At 58.3% G+C, this 16531-nt stretch carries 15 protein-coding genes and 1 pseudogene; 6 read left to right on the top strand and 10 right to left on the bottom strand.

The window, feature by feature from the left end; all coding sequences use genetic code 11:
- Positions 1 to 13: 13 nt before the first annotated feature.
- Complete coding sequence (locus tag ACOOE2_RS04510) at positions 14 to 1522, bottom strand: DNA cytosine methyltransferase (protein WP_420381828.1); 1509 nt, start codon at positions 1520 to 1522, stop codon at positions 14 to 16.
- A gap of 73 nt (positions 1523 to 1595) precedes the next feature.
- On the opposite strand from ACOOE2_RS04510, the gene ACOOE2_RS04505 reads away from it, so the two are divergent.
- Positions 1596 to 2018 (top strand): very short patch repair endonuclease, encoded by a 423-nt coding sequence (locus ACOOE2_RS04505; protein WP_420381827.1) that lies wholly within the window; start codon positions 1596 to 1598, stop codon positions 2016 to 2018.
- 92 nt (positions 2019 to 2110) lie between these two features.
- On the opposite strand, the gene ACOOE2_RS04500 is transcribed toward ACOOE2_RS04505, so the two are convergent.
- From ACOOE2_RS04500 to ACOOE2_RS04470, 7 genes are all read right to left on the bottom strand, one after another.
- Positions 2111 to 2359, bottom strand: coding sequence for a hypothetical protein (locus ACOOE2_RS04500; RefSeq protein WP_420381826.1), 249 nt, complete (start codon positions 2357 to 2359; stop codon positions 2111 to 2113).
- Positions 2360 to 2720: 361 nt separating this feature from the next.
- Positions 2721 to 4586: a hypothetical protein gene (locus tag ACOOE2_RS04495; protein ID WP_420381825.1), complete on the bottom strand. Its 1866-nt coding sequence runs from the start codon at positions 4584 to 4586 to the stop codon at positions 2721 to 2723.
- A gap of 8 nt (positions 4587 to 4594) precedes the next feature.
- Positions 4595 to 5692 carry a hypothetical protein gene (locus ACOOE2_RS04490; protein ID WP_420381824.1) on the bottom strand — a complete coding sequence of 366 codons (1098 nt, stop codon included), beginning with the start codon at positions 5690 to 5692 and terminating at the stop codon, positions 4595 to 4597.
- Between the two features lie 972 nt (positions 5693 to 6664).
- Positions 6665 to 7324, bottom strand: coding sequence for a hypothetical protein (locus ACOOE2_RS04485; RefSeq protein ID WP_420381823.1), 660 nt, complete (start codon positions 7322 to 7324; stop codon positions 6665 to 6667).
- A complete protein-coding gene (locus tag ACOOE2_RS04480) occupies positions 7293 to 8585 on the bottom strand; it encodes an AAA family ATPase (protein WP_420381822.1) in 1293 nt (430 codons plus the stop codon). Before ACOOE2_RS04480 ends, ACOOE2_RS04485 begins: the two co-directional genes overlap by 32 nt.
- 209 nt (positions 8586 to 8794) lie before the next feature.
- On the bottom strand, positions 8795 to 9475 hold the full coding sequence (locus ACOOE2_RS04475) for a hypothetical protein (protein WP_420381821.1): 681 nt from the start codon (positions 9473 to 9475) through the stop codon (positions 8795 to 8797).
- Positions 9472 to 9636 (bottom strand): helix-turn-helix transcriptional regulator, encoded by a 165-nt coding sequence (locus ACOOE2_RS04470; RefSeq protein ID WP_420384555.1) that lies wholly within the window; start codon positions 9634 to 9636, stop codon positions 9472 to 9474. Before ACOOE2_RS04470 ends, ACOOE2_RS04475 begins: the two co-directional genes overlap by 4 nt.
- Before the next feature lie 834 nt (positions 9637 to 10470).
- Between ACOOE2_RS04470 and istA the strand changes: the two are divergent.
- Positions 10471 to 11998 (top strand): annotated as a pseudogene (gene istA, locus ACOOE2_RS04465) (IS21 family transposase).
- On the top strand, positions 11985 to 12713 hold the full coding sequence (gene istB / locus ACOOE2_RS04460; protein WP_420381820.1) for an IS21-like element helper ATPase IstB: 729 nt from the start codon (positions 11985 to 11987) through the stop codon (positions 12711 to 12713). Before istA ends, istB begins: the two are co-directional and overlap by 14 nt.
- Before the next feature lie 65 nt (positions 12714 to 12778).
- On the opposite strand, the gene ACOOE2_RS04455 is transcribed toward istB, so the two are convergent.
- Complete coding sequence (locus ACOOE2_RS04455; RefSeq protein ID WP_420381819.1) at positions 12779 to 13312, bottom strand: helix-turn-helix domain-containing protein; 534 nt, start codon at positions 13310 to 13312, stop codon at positions 12779 to 12781.
- A 64-nt stretch (positions 13313 to 13376) separates the two neighbouring features.
- On the opposite strand from ACOOE2_RS04455, the gene ACOOE2_RS04450 reads away from it, so the two are divergent.
- On the top strand, positions 13377 to 13853 hold the full coding sequence (locus tag ACOOE2_RS04450; RefSeq protein ID WP_420381818.1) for a tyrosine-type recombinase/integrase: 477 nt from the start codon (positions 13377 to 13379) through the stop codon (positions 13851 to 13853).
- 45 nt (positions 13854 to 13898) lie between these two features.
- Here ACOOE2_RS04450 and ACOOE2_RS04445 read toward each other — a convergent pair whose 3' ends face one another.
- Positions 13899 to 14597: a TetR/AcrR family transcriptional regulator gene (locus ACOOE2_RS04445; RefSeq protein WP_420381817.1), complete on the bottom strand. Its 699-nt coding sequence runs from the start codon at positions 14595 to 14597 to the stop codon at positions 13899 to 13901.
- A 149-nt stretch (positions 14598 to 14746) separates the two neighbouring features.
- Between ACOOE2_RS04445 and ACOOE2_RS04440 the strand changes: the two genes are divergently transcribed.
- Together ACOOE2_RS04440 and ACOOE2_RS04435 are read left to right on the top strand one after the other, a co-directional pair.
- A complete protein-coding gene (locus ACOOE2_RS04440; RefSeq protein ID WP_420381816.1) occupies positions 14747 to 15643 on the top strand; it encodes an alpha/beta hydrolase in 897 nt (298 codons plus the stop codon).
- Positions 15644 to 15673: 30 nt separating this feature from the next.
- Complete coding sequence (locus ACOOE2_RS04435) at positions 15674 to 16528, top strand: SDR family NAD(P)-dependent oxidoreductase (protein WP_420381815.1); 855 nt, start codon at positions 15674 to 15676, stop codon at positions 16526 to 16528.
- Positions 16529 to 16531 lie beyond the last annotated feature (3 nt).

The raw sequence follows: 16531 nt of genomic DNA, 5'->3' as shown, positions 1-16531 counted from the left end.
TGCAGGCGGAGACTCATCCGCCCGACGTGATCAGGTCATGCACGACGTGGGCGATCCGCTTTGCAAGCAAGCATGGGACAGCGTTGCCAACCTGTTTGTATTGCTCCGTTCGAGGCCCGCAAAAGTGATAGTTGTCGGGGAAGGTCTGAAGCCTGGCGGCTTCGCGGACAGTTAGAGAGCGGCACTGCTCCGGATCCGGATGGATGAAATAATGGCCATCCTTCGATATGTGACTGGTCACAGTCGTCGATGGCAATTCAGCGAGTTGAACCCTGAAACGATCTGCAAACGCCCCGGTTGCCCGGTTCGCGTGGTCCGGTTGGAGAGCCGAAGGAAATTCGTGGAGCTTCGGGGAATATCCGTACGTCTTGGCAAAGGCCGAAGCATACAGATAGCGCCCCAGGTCATCGGCTATGTGACCACGCGTCTCATGCTGGATCGAAACTTCGAGCATGGGATCTTCCAACCATGCTGCAAGTTCGCTGCCGACGACATGGCTTGCCATGGCCGATGTAGCACGGGGAAACGTGCCGGGCTCGCTTGCTCGCACGATCCGGCGAAACAATGGTGCCAATGCGGCAGGTAGTGAAGAATCGGCCGCCAGCCTGCGCGCCCAACCTTTGACAACGTTCTCCCAGGCATCGGGACTGTCTTCTCGACTCAGGCCGCTCCGCAACCGCGGCATTCCACCTATTGCGGCGACAACCGAATTGATCGCCGATGGCTTGGTCTTCACGAGCAATGGCCCCACAAACTTTCGACCTTTGGCGAGGTCCAAGCGCAAACCCACGATAAAAACCCTGTGCCGTGCCTGCGGAACACCATGCTCCTCAGCTCGGACAATAAACTCGCCGGCCTTGCGATCAGAAAGAACGTTGCCTTCAACGGTAAGTGGCAGAAGCGCGTAGCCATCGCCTGCAAGCCGGAGATCCTCAAAAACCCGCTCAAAGATTGGGCCGCCATTTACTTGGCTCGACAGCATGCCTTTGACGTTTTCCATCACGAATGCTGCAGGTTTCAGTCGATCGAGGATCGACACGTATTCCCGGTACAGAAAATGTCGCCCATCACTCTCGGGGACATAACCCTTCTTTCCGGCGTTGCGAGCCCGTCCGACAACGGAGTATGCTTGGCAAGGGGGGCCTCCGATCAGCACGGTGCGGCCGCCGCACCTTTCGCGAATTTTGTCCAAGATTGGCGTGAGATGCTCGAACACGCCGTCACCGCCCAATTCCATTTGCTGGGCTTCTTCCAAGGCGAGCTTCCAGTTATCGCCGTGGGTCTCTGACCAGTCCGGCAAAGTCTGCGATCGATTTAATGCGTCGTAATATGCTGCCGGAAACCTTCCTTCAAAGCTCCGAAGGAACGCGCGAAGCCGCAATGTCTGAATTGCGAAATCATCCTTTTCTACAGACAGGCGTATGGACATGGGCACTGTGGTTTCGCGGCCTGCCGCCGAGAAGCCCTCACCCAGTCCGCCCGGTCCGGCAAACAAATCTACAATTTCAATTTCGTTGCTCAAGTGGCCTCCATCTCGATCCCTCCTATATGACGGTGAGCAAGTTTGACCAGGCTGCAATCGCAGGAGCTCCACATTGGCCGACATCGTTTCGATTGAAGTTCGTTCCCGGATGATGTCGGGCATTCGAGCAGGCAACACACGGCCTGAAATGCTCCTGCGGCGCGCACTACATGCGCTCGGGTTCCGTTACAGGCTTCACGCAAAGGATTTGCCCGGCAAGCCGGACCTGGTGTTTCCGAAATACCGGGCGGTGCTGCAAGTGCATGGCTGCTTCTGGCATCGACACGGCTGCAATCGGACAACCAACCCTTCGTCCAACTCGACGTTCTGGCAGGAGAAATTTCGCCGGAACATCGAACGGGATCTTGAGGTCGAAGAAAGATTGAGGAGCTTGGGCTGGCGAGTCGCCGTGGTGTGGGAATGTGATTTGGACAAAAAACGGCAAGCCCGCACGATCGAACGGGTCAACCACTTTCTGAAGGGCGATTGCGACTAATAGTGAGTCTTTTTATCACATGATTATAAACAATTGCGCTGTCATGTCAGAATTTGGTCTGGGTTACTTGGACGCGCTTCAGGTCTCCTGTGTCACTCAGTCGGATCGACAGAAATCGTCACTTTCTCGCCTTCGTCATTGAAAAAAGTCACCCGCCTGTCAGCGTCGAAAATGCCTTCCGCTTCGTTCCGGCTGAGCCTCTGTTCGCCGTCCCGATCTAGGAACATACCAAATTCGCTGGTCCCAAAGAAGATTTCCAGCGCGGATGCCAAATCCGGCTTGGAGTAATACCCATCATCGTTGCGACCACTCAGATCTTCGGCATATACAATTACTCTCATCAGATGCCCTCCAATCGGATTGGTGCCCGCACAGCTGAAGATCTCCGCATTTCGTCCGGCTGATAGTCGAAACAATCACGAGCCTCAAGGCGGCGATTGGAGGGTAAGGCCGTTTGGATGCAATTTGGTAAACTCCCACTTTGGCAAAACGACCGTCAAGCCTCCGCATCTGACCATGATGGCAACGCGCCTGCGGGTAACCCAACGCTAGTCGCTCCAGCCAATGGCCACCTGTTGTTGGCACCGCGCCTGCGGTGGAAAATATGATCCCCACTCAAGCAAAATCGCGAAAGATCTCGCCGCCGTCGACGCGCCTCTTGAGTCGGCAATCCAATGTGACTGAGCGCCTCAGTCGAAGGCTTCAGAACGCCACGATATTGTCAGGCGTGATCCACTTTGGCTGCGGTCGTTCGAGCACGTAGGTCGCTCGAAGGTCGGCGACATACGCGAAACCGCTGTCTTCCGATTTCCTATCCAATCGACCGTGACCACGAGCCGTGAAGTTGAAGCAGATGCCCGATTCCGGAACGGTATCAACAACTGAACATGCGCCCCAACTCATACACCCCCGGTCGTGATCTGGTGAGAGACTGGTCAAACCATGGAATTCGCTCTCGAATTTATAACCAAGAAAGTTCGGCCCAGCGCAAATCGCATACCAAGGTCCCCAATCTGTCCCGAAACCAGTCTGAACGGGTCCGGACGAGACTTCGAAATTTACCCGATCCTGCGGATATAAGTCATATGCGATGTATATTTCCGCGAACGGGAGGTCATGGCTCGTGAACACGATCTTGGAGAGTGGCACACCGTTCTTCTTGATCTCTTCGAAGTTTGGAATGACCACCGTTGCTTGAACGGTCTTTGTTGTCCCTGCGCGGAAGGTCAACCCATTGCTCGGGATCCTTTCCTCCCGCGCCATCGAAATGGTCACTGGGCCGGATGCGAATGTGGCCAGCACAGTGTCGTATTGCGCGTTCGACGTGAGCTTGAACGTAATCTTGTACGTCTCGCCGGGCAGGACATTGCCAAGATGGTAGACTTGCCGCCGCCCGGTGGGCGCCGCACCTTCCGCCGAAGAAAACTGGACACCGTCGTCGCTATCCACGGATATCTTGGGCGTCCCTTGCGTTGACCCGCCGCTTAGCGCTGCCGCGACATTCGAAACGCGCGCCCGGCCGATGAAGCGGCTCGTGCCACTCGGTGGGAATGAGGTTTCTACACAATGGTAAAAGCCACAAGGCGTCGGCGATGGCGTGGGTGTCGGCGCGCCAGGGCCGCCGCCGCCGCTTCCTGAGCCACCGCCCGCGCCGCGACCGACACCCGAGTCGCCCATTCCCGCCTCAGTCGAATACACGGTCTGTGTCTGAACCTTCTCGAGCATCGCGCGCGTTTTCGCATCGATCTCCGCTTTCCCCGCCGCAGTTTTTTTGGCCTGCCTCGCCGACTCGTAGTTATTGTAATTTGCCCGCTCCTGCACCGTCGTTCTCCGGACATTTTCGAGCGAGCTGATTTGCGTCCGACGAGCCGCATCACGGTATGCACTCATGTTGACGAAGGCCTGATCCATTGCGGACCCATAGGCCGCTGTTCCTCGCGCGCCCGACCACGTCGCCGCGCTCCTTAGCGCAAGATCATTTTCGATTGCATCAAGCTGAGCTGCCGACAACGGCGAGGGATCGGAGGAGCGATTCATTGCAAATTCGGGGTTCTCCCGAGCTATCCTGCTTACATACCATGTCGGTTCGACGCCCGTGGTGGGGGGGGTCTTCAGCCCCATTTCCTTTGCGATCGCGCCGACGAAATCCATGCAGTTCCTGAAATAGCCGTGATAAGTCGAACTTTTGGAACTCCATGCGTCAGCCATAGCCTTCAGCTTGCGATACTCGGCATCCGAGACGGTTTTGCTGACATAGGGCGTAGAGCGCGCAAGCAGATCCGAGTCATCTTCCACGCCGCCTTGTGCGCCAATTACGTAATCAAAGAGACCATCGCCGCTTGAGGGGGCTCGGTTAAATCCCAATGTCTCATCAATTTCTTGGCTCGATGCCCCATCGTGCAAAGTACCGGTAAACCGTATGAAGGCGTGCGGGAAGTCGCTGTTGCCGTTAACTCCGTTCTGACCCCAGAGCGAACTGTAATAGACGAAATTGACAGTATAGAGGCGAACGACGATATCGGCCCGCGCTGGGGCCGCAAAAACGAATAGGGCAAAAATCAGTGCCAAGAGTCTTGTCACAAGGTGCCTCCATTGGCCCGCAGGTCTGTCAGTGCTTTCGCAGAAAATTCCTTAGGGTCGGCGCAGTTACTTGCGATTCGACGCGCAAACAGATAGTCCGCCTTCTTGGTCGGGATGCCTATTTGGCTCATACCTAAGCCGGTAACCGGCGCTGGAAGATCCTTTCGAAAGAACAGTTCGCTTGAGAGCTTCAGCGAAGCTGCAAGCCGCACATTGATCAGAAGGACCATGGTTTGGTTGGTCGCCGTGCATACAGCCGCCGGCAGCACGTATGGCGCTCCTCGCGCGTCCAGCGGAAGAAATTCGTCGAACTGGTCCAGCGTGGTCTTGCCGAGACTCCGCGTGTGAGACGTGGTCAAGCGACGGGCCCATTGCATCGCGACGGTGGCATCGCTGGTATCCACCTTCAAGACGGTGACGCATTCCCCCACGTCGAACTGACTATCCTGATGGAGCACCATGGCGCCCGCACCGGCTGTCGCCAGCGACACCGCAGAGGCTATCTTAGGTTGACGATTGCATGTGCTCAGCGCCAGAAAATTATAGAGATCCAGACCCGTCACCGCTCGATCATCGACGCTCGCAAAAGCTTGGAAGCCATTGATTGCATCGACATTGTCTAGATAGGTCGTCGGCTCCTGCCGCCGCGGAATAACTATGGAACTCCGCACCTCCGGAAATTGGTTCGGAAGCATGCCAGGCAGTCGACCGACGGCAGGGATCCTGGGTCCGGCATCGATCGGTATAGGTCCACCGTCGTCAGTCGGAATCACTCTTCCGCCACGGGCGTTGTCCGGCACGCCCCTGGTGGTCAGCACGTTAGCTCCGGGGGCTTGGCCAACAAAATTTTGCCGATTCTGCAATCGTCGAGAGCCGGCCCGTAGATCCCCGAACTTTCGGGCTCCGATCAGACAATCCATGTACGACTGGTATGATGCAAACTCCCCAAAACAATTTGGCGGGGGGGCAGCGCGATAGTCGATATCGACGACCTTCACCCACCCATCATCGGGCGCCGGCTGCTGCGCGACAACACTCCCGACAAAGGAAGTACCCAACAGAATCACAACGAGCGATTTGAAATACCTGAGCATCGATAGCGTCCCCCCACTTCAGCATACGCCAAATTCTCCGCATCGCAATGCCCGTGACCGCTAAGCAAAACGCCTGCTGGTCAATCCGAGATGACACTTTTTAGTGCAATCAAGCCGTCAAGGATACGCTTATCTCGGCGATCAACCCATACCTGCAAGCGGTCAAGATCAGGAGGTAACAATCGGTAAGGTCTAAATTACCGTCATTTGACGATCGATCGTTGGCGTGGTCAGCGACTTTAAAGAGCCCATGCCATCCTGAAATAATATTTACTACAGAACAAAAATAGACGATTGGATTTTCATTAAACTTATAAACTAATTTGTTCAATTATTAGTAAATTCGACACTTGCGATTCCAAAGTGAATTAATTACATTGCCGAGGCTCATTTCGCCACTTCCCCGGTGGCTTGGTCTGCCTTGGGGTCAGGCGTCTTTCACCTGTACGGAAGTAGCGCCAGCCTCGGCCTTGTAGTACGCTGGCCACGGTACCGACAGAGCACATGAAAGCCTTTGCAATTTCGACGCGAGAAAATCCGCGTTTGCGCCAATCGTACATTGCCAGCCGTGACCAATGCACCAATTGCGCGCTGCCTCGCGCCCGAGCCATAGCCAAGCCCTGCTCGGGGCCAATTGCCCGGACGTTGGCCGTGACCAGATCCAGGATCGTGGGGTCGTTCTGGGCGGCTTGGAGCGCCTTGGCGCGGTAGGTGGCGATGGAGGTGAGCGATCGATTAAGGGTGGCCGCGTGGAAGGCCCGGGAGAAGCCTGGGGTCAGGATGTGGGCGTGAAACCTGTTGAGTTTTCTTGTGTCGCGCTCACAGCGAGCCGGTGGGGGGACCGGCTGCCAAGCTGCTGAGACCGGCTTGATCGGCGGCATGTGTCGGTTTCCCTTTGTGAAAACTGATTTCTTTTCGGAACAGTTATAGTTCGCGCGCAAATTTGTGGGGTTGCGCGCGAAGCCATTTCGATCAAGTCGCGCGAAGATACTCTTGCAGCAGAAGGTTGAGGTGGAGGTGGGGTATCGCATCAACGCGCTGCTTCTTGCGGTTCCGGCATTTCATCCAGCAGTCGTCTCCTAGCCGGAGGCCGATGCGCCGGTCGAAGCAAGCGATGCCCAAAGCATCCCCGGGCCACTTGTCCGTGGGTGAGCGGGGGACTGTCACATCGTCCGATCCAGGCCACATGACCCAACCGACCGAGCAGGTGCCTGCATTCCAAGGAAAAACTTCGATGACGGCGGGGATATCATCGATCTGGGCCCAGAATCGGATCGGCGGGACCGAACTGTTGCCGACCCAAGGAGCCGAGGTGTCGATGAACCCTGAGGAGACCACATCATAAAGGATGACGTCCCGCATGAGGAGGGCGCGCTTGCTTGGAACGTACATGGTCGAATTCCCTGAACTTGATGACGTTTGCGGGGGGCGGTTGGGAAGGTGGCGAGTTGGTTTTTGGGGGTGACCAAAACAACCAAAATCATGTATTCGGCTTTCTTGGTTTTCCGGACCAAAGACCAAAAAGACCAACGACTCTAAGAGTTGGTCTTTTTTGGTCACCACGATCTCGATTCTCAGGGGCCAATACAGGTTGAGTTTTTCACGGGCACCAAACCCACGATTCACCAACATCATCAACCCCGGTGCGCAGGTGTGCATCGGTGATAAGGTCCTGTACTCGGCCCTTGGCACGATGCATGCGCCGGTTGGGGTCAACGGTGACAAGTGTGGCTGCGTATTCGGAGATTGCGGCATTGACGCTCATGCAGGGCGTTTGTGGACCACAGCCACCTTGGCCTATGTCTGATGACCGCCCAAGGGCGCGCCGGATCGTGGACAGGGCTGCTTGCTGCGCTTTCCCGGAAGGTTCGCGACGTAGCGGAACGCCATCGGCATCAGGCGCAACCACACAGCTTGTAATGATGTCACCGTCAGAATCATTACCGAGTTCAACGACGTGCAATTTGAACGGTACAGCCAGTCCATCTTCACCATCCTTGACCTTCGCAGCACTCCACGCGCGACGGTTGTCGGCACGGGTGACTTCGATCGCGCAGTCAAGCGCGGCATGAAGCGAGCTGTGCCCCCGCATGCCCCTGCCGGGGTCCTTGCCGGTATGATGGACGGCCAAAACCAACCCTTTGGTCAGCTCTTGTAGGCGCTTCATACCGCCGACGATCAGTCCCATGTCGCGACTAGCGTTTTCGTCCAATCCCGGAGCTGCGCGGTTCAATGTGTCGATGATGACCACCCCACCCTGGGGCAAAATGGCTGCGAGGTCGGCTACATCTTGGGGGTTGGAGAGCTCAAACGCTTGGGTGATGGCACGAAAGTTTTCCGGAATGGGCCCACCTTCGAAAGTTGAAAGGGCCACTACTCGGTTGCGAAGCCCTGCTTCCCCCTCCAGCATCACGTAGGTTACTACACAGGCCCTGGTCCGACGCCCGAACCATGCCCGGCCAAAGGCAAAACAGAAGCACAGGTATAACGCGAGAAAAGACTTGCCCGATCCGCTGGGGCCGAAGATCACCCCGATGCCGGTCATCGGAAACAAACCCTTCACGCGCCATTCAATTGGCTCGATTGCCAAGATTGCGGCCCTATCAAGCAGGTGATAGCGAGTTGTCGAGGGCACCGGGGGCAGATCAGCAGGGGCGCTCCCCACCCATCCGTGTGCCCTGGAAAAATGAAGGATCGAGCCTATCCCGACTGGGTTGACGTGGTCGGGGTCATAGGCGTTCCAAGCATCCTCGAAGCCCTTGCGATCATACCTGTTGCTGGTCTTCGACCATTGCCTCAGCACGTGCTTGACCGTATCTCCGTAAGCTCCACGGAACGCCCAAATCACCGCAAGCCAGATATCGGTCAGCGGCTTGCCGTCGAGCCCGAGCAAGCTTCCGTTGCCGCGACCTGTGTCAGCGGAGATACACGACAGGAAATCTGCAGGCGGTGGCAAATTGTCGTTGTGGGCGCCAGCCTGACGAGCTGGCCGTGCCATTGGCGATGAAGATAGTGAGGCGCTCAGACAGGCGCTTCCACTTGATAGGATTGGTTGCCCAAGATTGGCGACGACAGCTTCCAAGGCCGCTAAACAAGGAGCACTCACAATACATGCGCCATGCGGAAGGGCCGATTGGCCGTCTCGATGCCCTTGCGCGCTATGGTCCCGGGGACCTTGGTGATACGGGAAGCATTGTAAACTGACCGATCCACCTTGATGGTTTCTGTGTCGAACCGGTCACCAAGGCCATGGAGCAGGCGTTGGCAGCAATTGGCGGAAACGGCATCGTTGGGTAGGTTGTCGATAGGCAGGTAAACGTGGAAACCGTTTCCCGACATTACACGCCAAGGCTCGATTTGGAGCTCTTCCCTGAGAAACGCAGTTATTTGTTGAGCAACAATGGCAGCGTCCGCCACTTCCTGATCGGTGGCAGGCCCATCAAGTACACCGGTACGATCAAGGTCGATGAAGATCAGCCGCCTACAAGCGATGTCTTTGTCTGTGACCGCAAGCCCATTATGGAGATCTCCAAGAAAGCTGGGTTTTACCGGATTGACCGTAGTATAGGTGTTAAAACCGGCTTCGTTGAGTTGAATTGCGGCGTCTGAGAATGCCTGCAATCTGTCCCCAACACAGGGATAGTCATTTGCGTTGAAAGTCAGGTTTTTAGCGTGACGTTGGCGTGGCATGCCTTTGGGCCAAATTCCACGAAGTGGCATCGGTGTTTCTCTGTCCCTGCTAAAGAGCAACGGCATCTTCGCGATTTCTACGGTCGCGATCACCGTTCGATTTTCCCAGATGCGATGAAGATGTCGAGTTCCGCGACGGCATACCTCACGGCAGCGCCCAGCCTCGAATAATTTGGACCCTTGCCAGCCCAACGCCAACGAGCAAGGGTCTTGGGGGCTAGTTGCAGGTAGCCGGCGGCTTCAGCTTCGCGCATCATTTGCATGGGTAATCTCCGAGGCGCGCTTCATTGCGCTTGCAAACGATCTACCCTTGAAAGTTTCCAAGCCGCCAGAACTCAGCTGCGAACCGCGTGTAACCACTCCAGGAAATTGACGCCCTACAAGCTATCAGGGGGAAACAAACCGATCCGTCGGAGCAATTCGGTGTCAATCGCACGTGCGTCGAACTGTACCGAATGTTTGAGAGGGTTGCGTAGCGGTTGGTTGTCGCAGATTGTGTCTCAGCAAACGTCGCGGCAAAGCAATGCGCATGTCGTGTCCTGCGCCGATGCTTCATAAGCATCGCCGATGCTGCCTAGTGCCGTCATCATCATGCTCCTCCCCTTCGCACAACTGGAGGAAAGATGCGCACCTCAGTTAAAATGAGCCCTTGCAGCGCAAGCAGCGGTATCCATGATTACGTGGTCAGCATGTGGTCAGCGCTTTAGGCTCTGTTCGTGGTAAATCCATGGTTTGTTCTGATTTCGCACGACGGTATTCCGTCGTTTTGCCGACCTTTTCACCCTTCACACGGGTGGGGTCGCAGGTTCAATCCCTGCCGCGCCCACCATAAATCTCTCTGAAATAACGAGATTTTTTGGAACCCGCCGAAGCGACGATTATTCTCGATGCAGCAAAATGCGGCAAAAAACGCCTCATTTCGCCTCATCCCCGTACATATCCCGTACACGGCCAAGACTATTTACCGCTCTTTGGGTGTGGATCGGCGTGCAAAAAGGACCCGGCTAGCGGGGTGATCGGCGTCCAAAAGGGAACCACCATTCCGATGGTTTAGACAGCGGCCTGGATTTTCAGGTGGCGAGATCGGGATGTTGGTGGTGGAGACAGTTGTACGGATCAGGCGCGAGCACGCGGGCGGGAAGGCGATCAGGGAGATCGCGCGGGATTTGCGGCTGTCACGCAAGGTGGTGCGCAAGGCGATCAATGCCCCGGAAGTGGCGTTTGACTATCATCGCACGGTCCAGCCTCGGCCTCGGCTCGGGCCGTTTCAGGAACGGCTCGATACGCTGTTGAGCGAGAACGAGGCGCGGCATCGGCGTGACCGGCTGCGGATGACGCGGATCCACGATCTGCTGCTGCGTGAAGGGTTCGAGGGTTCGTATGATGCGGTGCGGCGCTATGCCCGGCGCTGGGCTGATGGCCGCCGCAAGGATCCCGGCGGCGATGTGCCTGCGTTCATCCCGTTGCTGTTCAAGCCGGGCGAAGCCTATCAGTTCGACTGGAGCCACGAGGACGTGGAGATCGCGGGCAAGCCGATGCGCGTGAAGGTGGCGCACATGCGGCTGTGCGCGTCGCGGGCGGTCTATGTTCGGGCCTATCCGCGTGAGACGCAGGAGATGGTGTTCGACGCCCATGCCCGCGGCTTTGCGTTCTTCGGCGGGGTGCCGTTGCGCGGCATCTACGACAACATGAAGACCGCGGTGACGACGGTATTTGTCGGCAAGGAGCGCGTGTTCAACCGCCGCTTTCTGGTCATGGCCGATCATTATATGGTCGAACCAACCGCCTGTTCGCCAGCGGCAGGCTGGGAGAAGGGCCAGGTCGAGAACCAGGTCCAGACGATCCGTGGTCGCTTTTTCCAGCCTAGGCTGAAGTTTGCCAGCATCGAGGAACTGAATGGCTGGCTTGAGGCCGAGTGCCTGCGCTGGGCGGCGATGCACGCGCACCCCGAGCAAAAGGACATGACCGTGTCCCAGGCGCTGGAGGCCGAGCGGCCCGCACTGCAACCAATGCTGGCGTCGTGAGCCAAAGTCGTTTTGGGGCTTTCACGAGACCAGCCACGCGGTCACCGGCACATGCCTGATCAGCTTTGACCGCAACCGCTATTCCGTGGCGGCACGCGCGGTGTGCCGTGCGGTTCAGGTCCGCGCCTATGCCGACCGGATCGTGGTGCGCCTGGGGGATGAGGTTGTCGCCGAACACCCGCGCTGCTTTGGGCGCGACCGGACGCTCTATAATCCGTGGCACTATTTGCCGGTACTGGTGCACAAACCCGGTGCGCTGCGCAACGGCGCGCCATTTCAGGACTGGGCCCTGCCGCCGGCGCTGGCGCGGTTGCGGCGCAAGCTGGGCAGCGGAGACGAAGCCGATCGCCGCTTTGTGCGGGTTCTGGCCGCCATATCCACCGACGGACTGGAGGCGGTCGAGGCCGCCATCGGCGAAGCGTTCGATACCGGCGCTGCCAGCGACGAGGTGATCCTCAATATTCTGGCGCGGCGGCGCGAACCACCAACAGATCAGCCACTCAGCGTCGTAGTCGATCTCAAACTCAAGCATCCGCCCCGCGCTGATTGCGCAATCTATGACACGGTGCGAGGCCACAATGCAGCGGCATGAGATGATCGACGCCATGCGCGCGCTGGGCCTCAAGGGGATGGCCAGCGCGTTCGACGAGGCGGTAACCACCGGCGTGCAACGCCAGCGCACCACGCCCGAGATCCTGACCGATCTGCTGCGCGCCGAAGCCGCGCACCGCCACGCGGCCTCGATCCGCTACCGCATGAGCGCCACCAAACTGCCGGTGATCAAGGATCTCGACGCGTTCGTGTTCGATGGCACGCCGATCAACGAGGAACTGGTCCGCTCGTTACAGGCCGGATCATTCCTGCCGGGCAGGCGCAACATCGTGCTGGTCGGCGGCACCGGAACTGGCAAAACCCACCTGGCCATCGCCATCGCCGCCAGCGTTGTGCGCGCCGGCGCCCGTGGCCGCTACTTCAACACCGTCGATCTGGTCACGCGGCTTGAGGATGAGGCGCGCATCGGCAAGGCTGGCTCGCTCGCCGCCCAGCTCAGCCGCATCGAACTCGTCGTGCTCGATGAACTGGGCTATCTGCCGTTCGCCCGTTCAGGCGGCCAGCTGCTGTTCCACCTGATGAGCAAGCTCTACGAAAAGACCTCGGTGATCATCACCACCAATCTGGCGTTTGGCGAATGGCCGACCGTGTTCGGCGATCCCAAAATGACGACCGCGCTGCTCGACCGCACCACCCACCATTGCGACATCATCGAAACGGGCAACGACAGCTGGCGCTTCAAACACCGCAACTGACCCGGCCAAACCTCGATAAAAATTTACTTCGCGCTGGGGCTGCCTCCGGTCGGGCTACGCCCTCCCTACGCCAGCCCCAGCGCGAAATCAGCGCCCGGCATCAACCCAAGTGCAACGCCGCCAAGTGGTCCCCTTTTGCACGCCGATAGCGGGTCCCGTTTGGACGCCGATTGACAACCCAACCTTTTCAACTCACGCCCCACGGTCGTCTCATCGAGCGAAACCGCAAATTCGTCGTGCAGCCACTGAACCAGATCAATCAATCGCCAGCGAACAACGCCGTGGATCGACGGGATTGGACCACTTTCGACAATTAGGGCGAGCGCCTGGCGCTGGGTATCGTTGAGCAACGATTGCCGACCGGGTGCCTTGCCATCGAGCAAGCCATCGGGGCCGCGATCATTGAAGCGTTCAACCCAGTCGCGAACAATCTGCAAGCCAACCCCGCCAATCCGCGCCGCCGTAGTCCGGCTCGCCCCGTCATAAATCTCTGCAAGTGCCAAAAGCCGTCGCGCCTGGTTCGCACTCTTCGATGCCCGCGCCAATCGCCTCAGCGCCGTCCCATCATAATCGCCCCGTAAACCGATCGCAGAACCCATGATCCCGACCCTCCATAGTCGGCAACCATAGATTCAGACTTTTCGTGATTTGGGAATCCCCCACGTGAGTCAAACTCATCGCGGGTTGGTATTATCCCCCCGAACGATGGAAAAATATGTTTGGCTACTGAAATTGTTTGGACCGGAATTCGGCCGCAGGCCAATTGCAGACATCACCCCAGCCGAAGTCTTGCACGAATTGAAGCATCACGAGCGCCGGGGCCGACTGGAGACAGCCAAACGGATGCGTTCATTTGCCAGTCGCGTATTCCGATATGCAGCCGCCACAACGAGAGCCGAGCGCGATCCCGCGCAGCTACTTCTGGGAGCTCTCATCCAGCCAAGAGCAAAGCATTTCGCAGCGATCACCGACTCAGTAGAGTTCGGCGCTTTGATCCGCGCTATCGAAGACTACTCTCGTGAGGTGACCCTAGTGCCGCTTGCGGATGTGTTCGAAGTCCTGCTGGATTTTACGCGAAGATCGCTTGTTGGCCGTCTTGCGAATTGGTCGACGCTATTGAGGTCGACGTCATCAAACTGAACGATTGCGTCATAAGCGCCGCTCAGTTTCGAGAATACGAAGCGTTCACATAACCGTCCGTGCGCTCTCCTGGCCTGCTGTTTGTAGCAGCAGGCCAAGATGTTTGCGGATCTCTGCATCACTCATGCCGATCCCGCGCAGGCAGAACCATGTGGCCTGGCGCACGAGCTCGTCACCAGCGACACCATAAGGCTGGGCCGCAGGTGGCAATGCGCCGATCGCGGCGATCATCGAGCCGACATGTTCGAGAAACATCGCGGCCGCCGGCACGTCCAGCGCTTCGCCCGACAGTCCGCCATCGGCCCGCGCAGCGGCATAGGCGGCATCCATGGTCTGGCCATTGCGTCGCTGCGACCGTCGATAGATAAGGCTGGCGTATGAACCGTCACCGGCAAGGCTGGCGAGCATCATCCGATTGGTGTCGAGCCTCTCCGGATCGGTGGCATCGGCGACCGATGCTGCGATGAACCCATGGATCGCTTGCACCAGGCCTGGCGTGCCTTCATCGCGAATACCCTGTTCGCGCCAACGGTCGTCCTGATCGGCAAAGACCTGGCGCAGTACGGCCCGATAAAGCGCCAGTTTGGACGGGAAATGGCGATAGACCAGCGCTTCGGACACGTTGGCTTCGCGCGCAATCTGCAGAGTCTTGGCCCCATCATAGCCATGCCGGGAAAAAACCCGTCGTGCCGCCGTCACTATCTGGGTTCGCCGTTCGGTGCCGGGAATACGCTTTCTCGTCATGACCGCTTACTCACCGCCGCAGCGCGGCCTGTCAATGGATTGACTTGGCCTTCCGCACCCCGCTAAAGTGAGTGTATACTAATAAAATCTATCGGGAGTGAGCCGCAACGATGGCCGTCGATCCACAAATAGCCGCAATGCTAGCTGCCATGCCCGAATGGCCCGGGGTGCGCGCCGTACCGCTCGATCTGCTGCGCCAGTCTGTGCGCGACAGTTCGATCGCGATCCCGCCTGCCGCCGATGCCATTGTCGCGCGAACCGAAGACAGGTTGATCAGCGGTCCTGATCGGGACATCGGGATCAGGTGCTATTGGCCCATGGGCGAAGGTCCGTTTCCGATGACCGTCTATATGCATGGCGGCGGCTATGTCGTTGGCGATCTCGATACACAGGACATGATCGCCCGCGCGCTTTGCGCCTGGGGTCAAACGCTGGTCGTATCGGTCGACTATCGCCTGGCGCCGGAACATCGTTTCCCGGCGGGTCCGGAAGATTCTTACGCCGCACTCGAATGGGCTGCTGCGCATGGGCGCTCGTTGGACGGCGATCCCGCACGCATCGCGGTGGCCGGCGACAGTGCGGGTGCAAACTATGCCTGCGCGCTGGCGCTGATGGCGCGCGACCGGGGCGGGCCGCCCTTGCGCGGTGTCGTTAATATCTATGGCTCGTGCAATTATCCATCCGATGACACCCCGTCGGCGCGCGAATTTGTTGATGGGCCGATCCTGCGCGGTGACGACGTCACGTGGTTTTGGGAGCAGTACCTGGCCGATCCGGCCGAGCGCGATGACTATCGGGCTTCACCATTCCGCGCCGCCAGCCACGCGGGACTGCCGCCGCATTTTGTCGGCACGGCTGAATGTGACCCGACCCGTGACGATGCCGAGGCCTATGCTGCGAAGCTCGGCGATGCGGGCGTTCCGGTAACCATGCGGCGCTATGCCGGCATGGTCCATGGCTTTGCCTCATGGGTTGGATTTTTACCCGGCGCCCGCGCGGTGATGCAGGATGCAGGCGCATTTCTAAAAACCGTTTTTGGCCAATAATCTGTTTTGTTGATGATGAGGAGCAATCGAATGACGCGTGACGTCGAAGTATTTGCAGGTGGCGTGGCCGTCATCACAGGAGCAGGGTCGGGAATTGGCACCGGTCTGGCCCGGCGCGCCGGGGTCTTGGGCATGACGGTGGTCGTGGCGGACGTGAACGAGGCGACGGCGCAGACGACTGTCGATGCGATCGTAACCGAAGGCGGAAAGGCGGAGGCCATCGCTGTCGATGTGTCGCAGCCCGAAGAACTCGATCGCCTGGCCGAAATTGTGTTTGCGCGCCACGACGCCGTGCGCCTGTTGATCAACAACGCCGGGATCGAAACGGTCGGCTATACCTGGGAAGTCCCGACAGCCCGCTGGGAAGCGACGCTGAATATCAACTTGCACGGGGTGATCCATGGTGTGCGCGCGTTTGTTCCGCGCATGATCGCCAGCGGCAAGGAAGCGTGGATCGGCAATCTGTCGTCGGTCGGCGCGTTTGGCCAGATGCCCGCGCAGACCGCCTACACCGTGACCAAGCACGCGGTGCAGGCGTTCAGCGAATGTCTTTATCTGGAAATGGAACTCAAGAACCTGCCGATCCATGTGTCCACGATCGTGCCCGGGATGATGCGTACCAATATCTTCAACGCTGAAGGCGGCGAAGGCGAGCCCGGCCAGTCACAAGGCCATCGCCGCGCCATGTTTGCGATGATGCGCGATTACGGTATGGATCTGGACGAAGGGTGCCGCCTGTTCCTTGAACAGATGGCGGAAAATCGCTTCTGGGTCCACAGCCAGCCGGAGATGAGCACGCAGATCATTGGCGGGCGGGTAAAATTCCTGACCGAACAAACCGCGCCCTTGATGCCTGATCTGGCCAGGGAGATTGCCGTCGATTGATTC

Source organism: Novosphingobium sp. (assembly GCF_965214355.1).
Classification (GTDB): Bacteria; Pseudomonadota; Alphaproteobacteria; order Sphingomonadales; family Sphingomonadaceae; genus Novosphingobium.
Note: the sequence above shows the minus strand (reverse complement) of the source record. Positions and strands in the feature narration are given on the sequence as shown.

Excerpts from the sequence above, each read along its gene's own strand:
- ACOOE2_RS04500 (WP_420381826.1), bottom strand. The coding sequence starts at position 2,359 with ATGAGAGTAATTGTATATGCCGAAGATCTGAGTGGTCGCAACGATGAT.
- ACOOE2_RS04490 (WP_420381824.1), bottom strand. The coding sequence starts at position 5,692 with ATGCTCAGGTATTTCAAATCGCTCGTTGTGATTCTGTTGGGTACTTCC.
- ACOOE2_RS04485 (WP_420381823.1), bottom strand. The coding sequence starts at position 7,324 with ATGTTGGTGAATCGTGGGTTTGGTGCCCGTGAAAAACTCAACCTGTAT.
- ACOOE2_RS04470 (WP_420384555.1), bottom strand. The coding sequence starts at position 9,636 with ATGCGCGAAGCTGAAGCCGCCGGCTACCTGCAACTAGCCCCCAAGACC.
- istB (WP_420381820.1), top strand. The coding sequence starts at position 11,985 with ATGCAGCGGCATGAGATGATCGACGCCATGCGCGCGCTGGGCCTCAAG.
- ACOOE2_RS04455 (WP_420381819.1), bottom strand. The coding sequence starts at position 13,312 with ATGGGTTCTGCGATCGGTTTACGGGGCGATTATGATGGGACGGCGCTG.
- ACOOE2_RS04445 (WP_420381817.1), bottom strand. The coding sequence starts at position 14,597 with ATGACGAGAAAGCGTATTCCCGGCACCGAACGGCGAACCCAGATAGTG.
- ACOOE2_RS04440 (WP_420381816.1), top strand. The coding sequence starts at position 14,747 with ATGCCCGAATGGCCCGGGGTGCGCGCCGTACCGCTCGATCTGCTGCGC.
- ACOOE2_RS04435 (WP_420381815.1), top strand. The coding sequence starts at position 15,674 with ATGACGCGTGACGTCGAAGTATTTGCAGGTGGCGTGGCCGTCATCACA.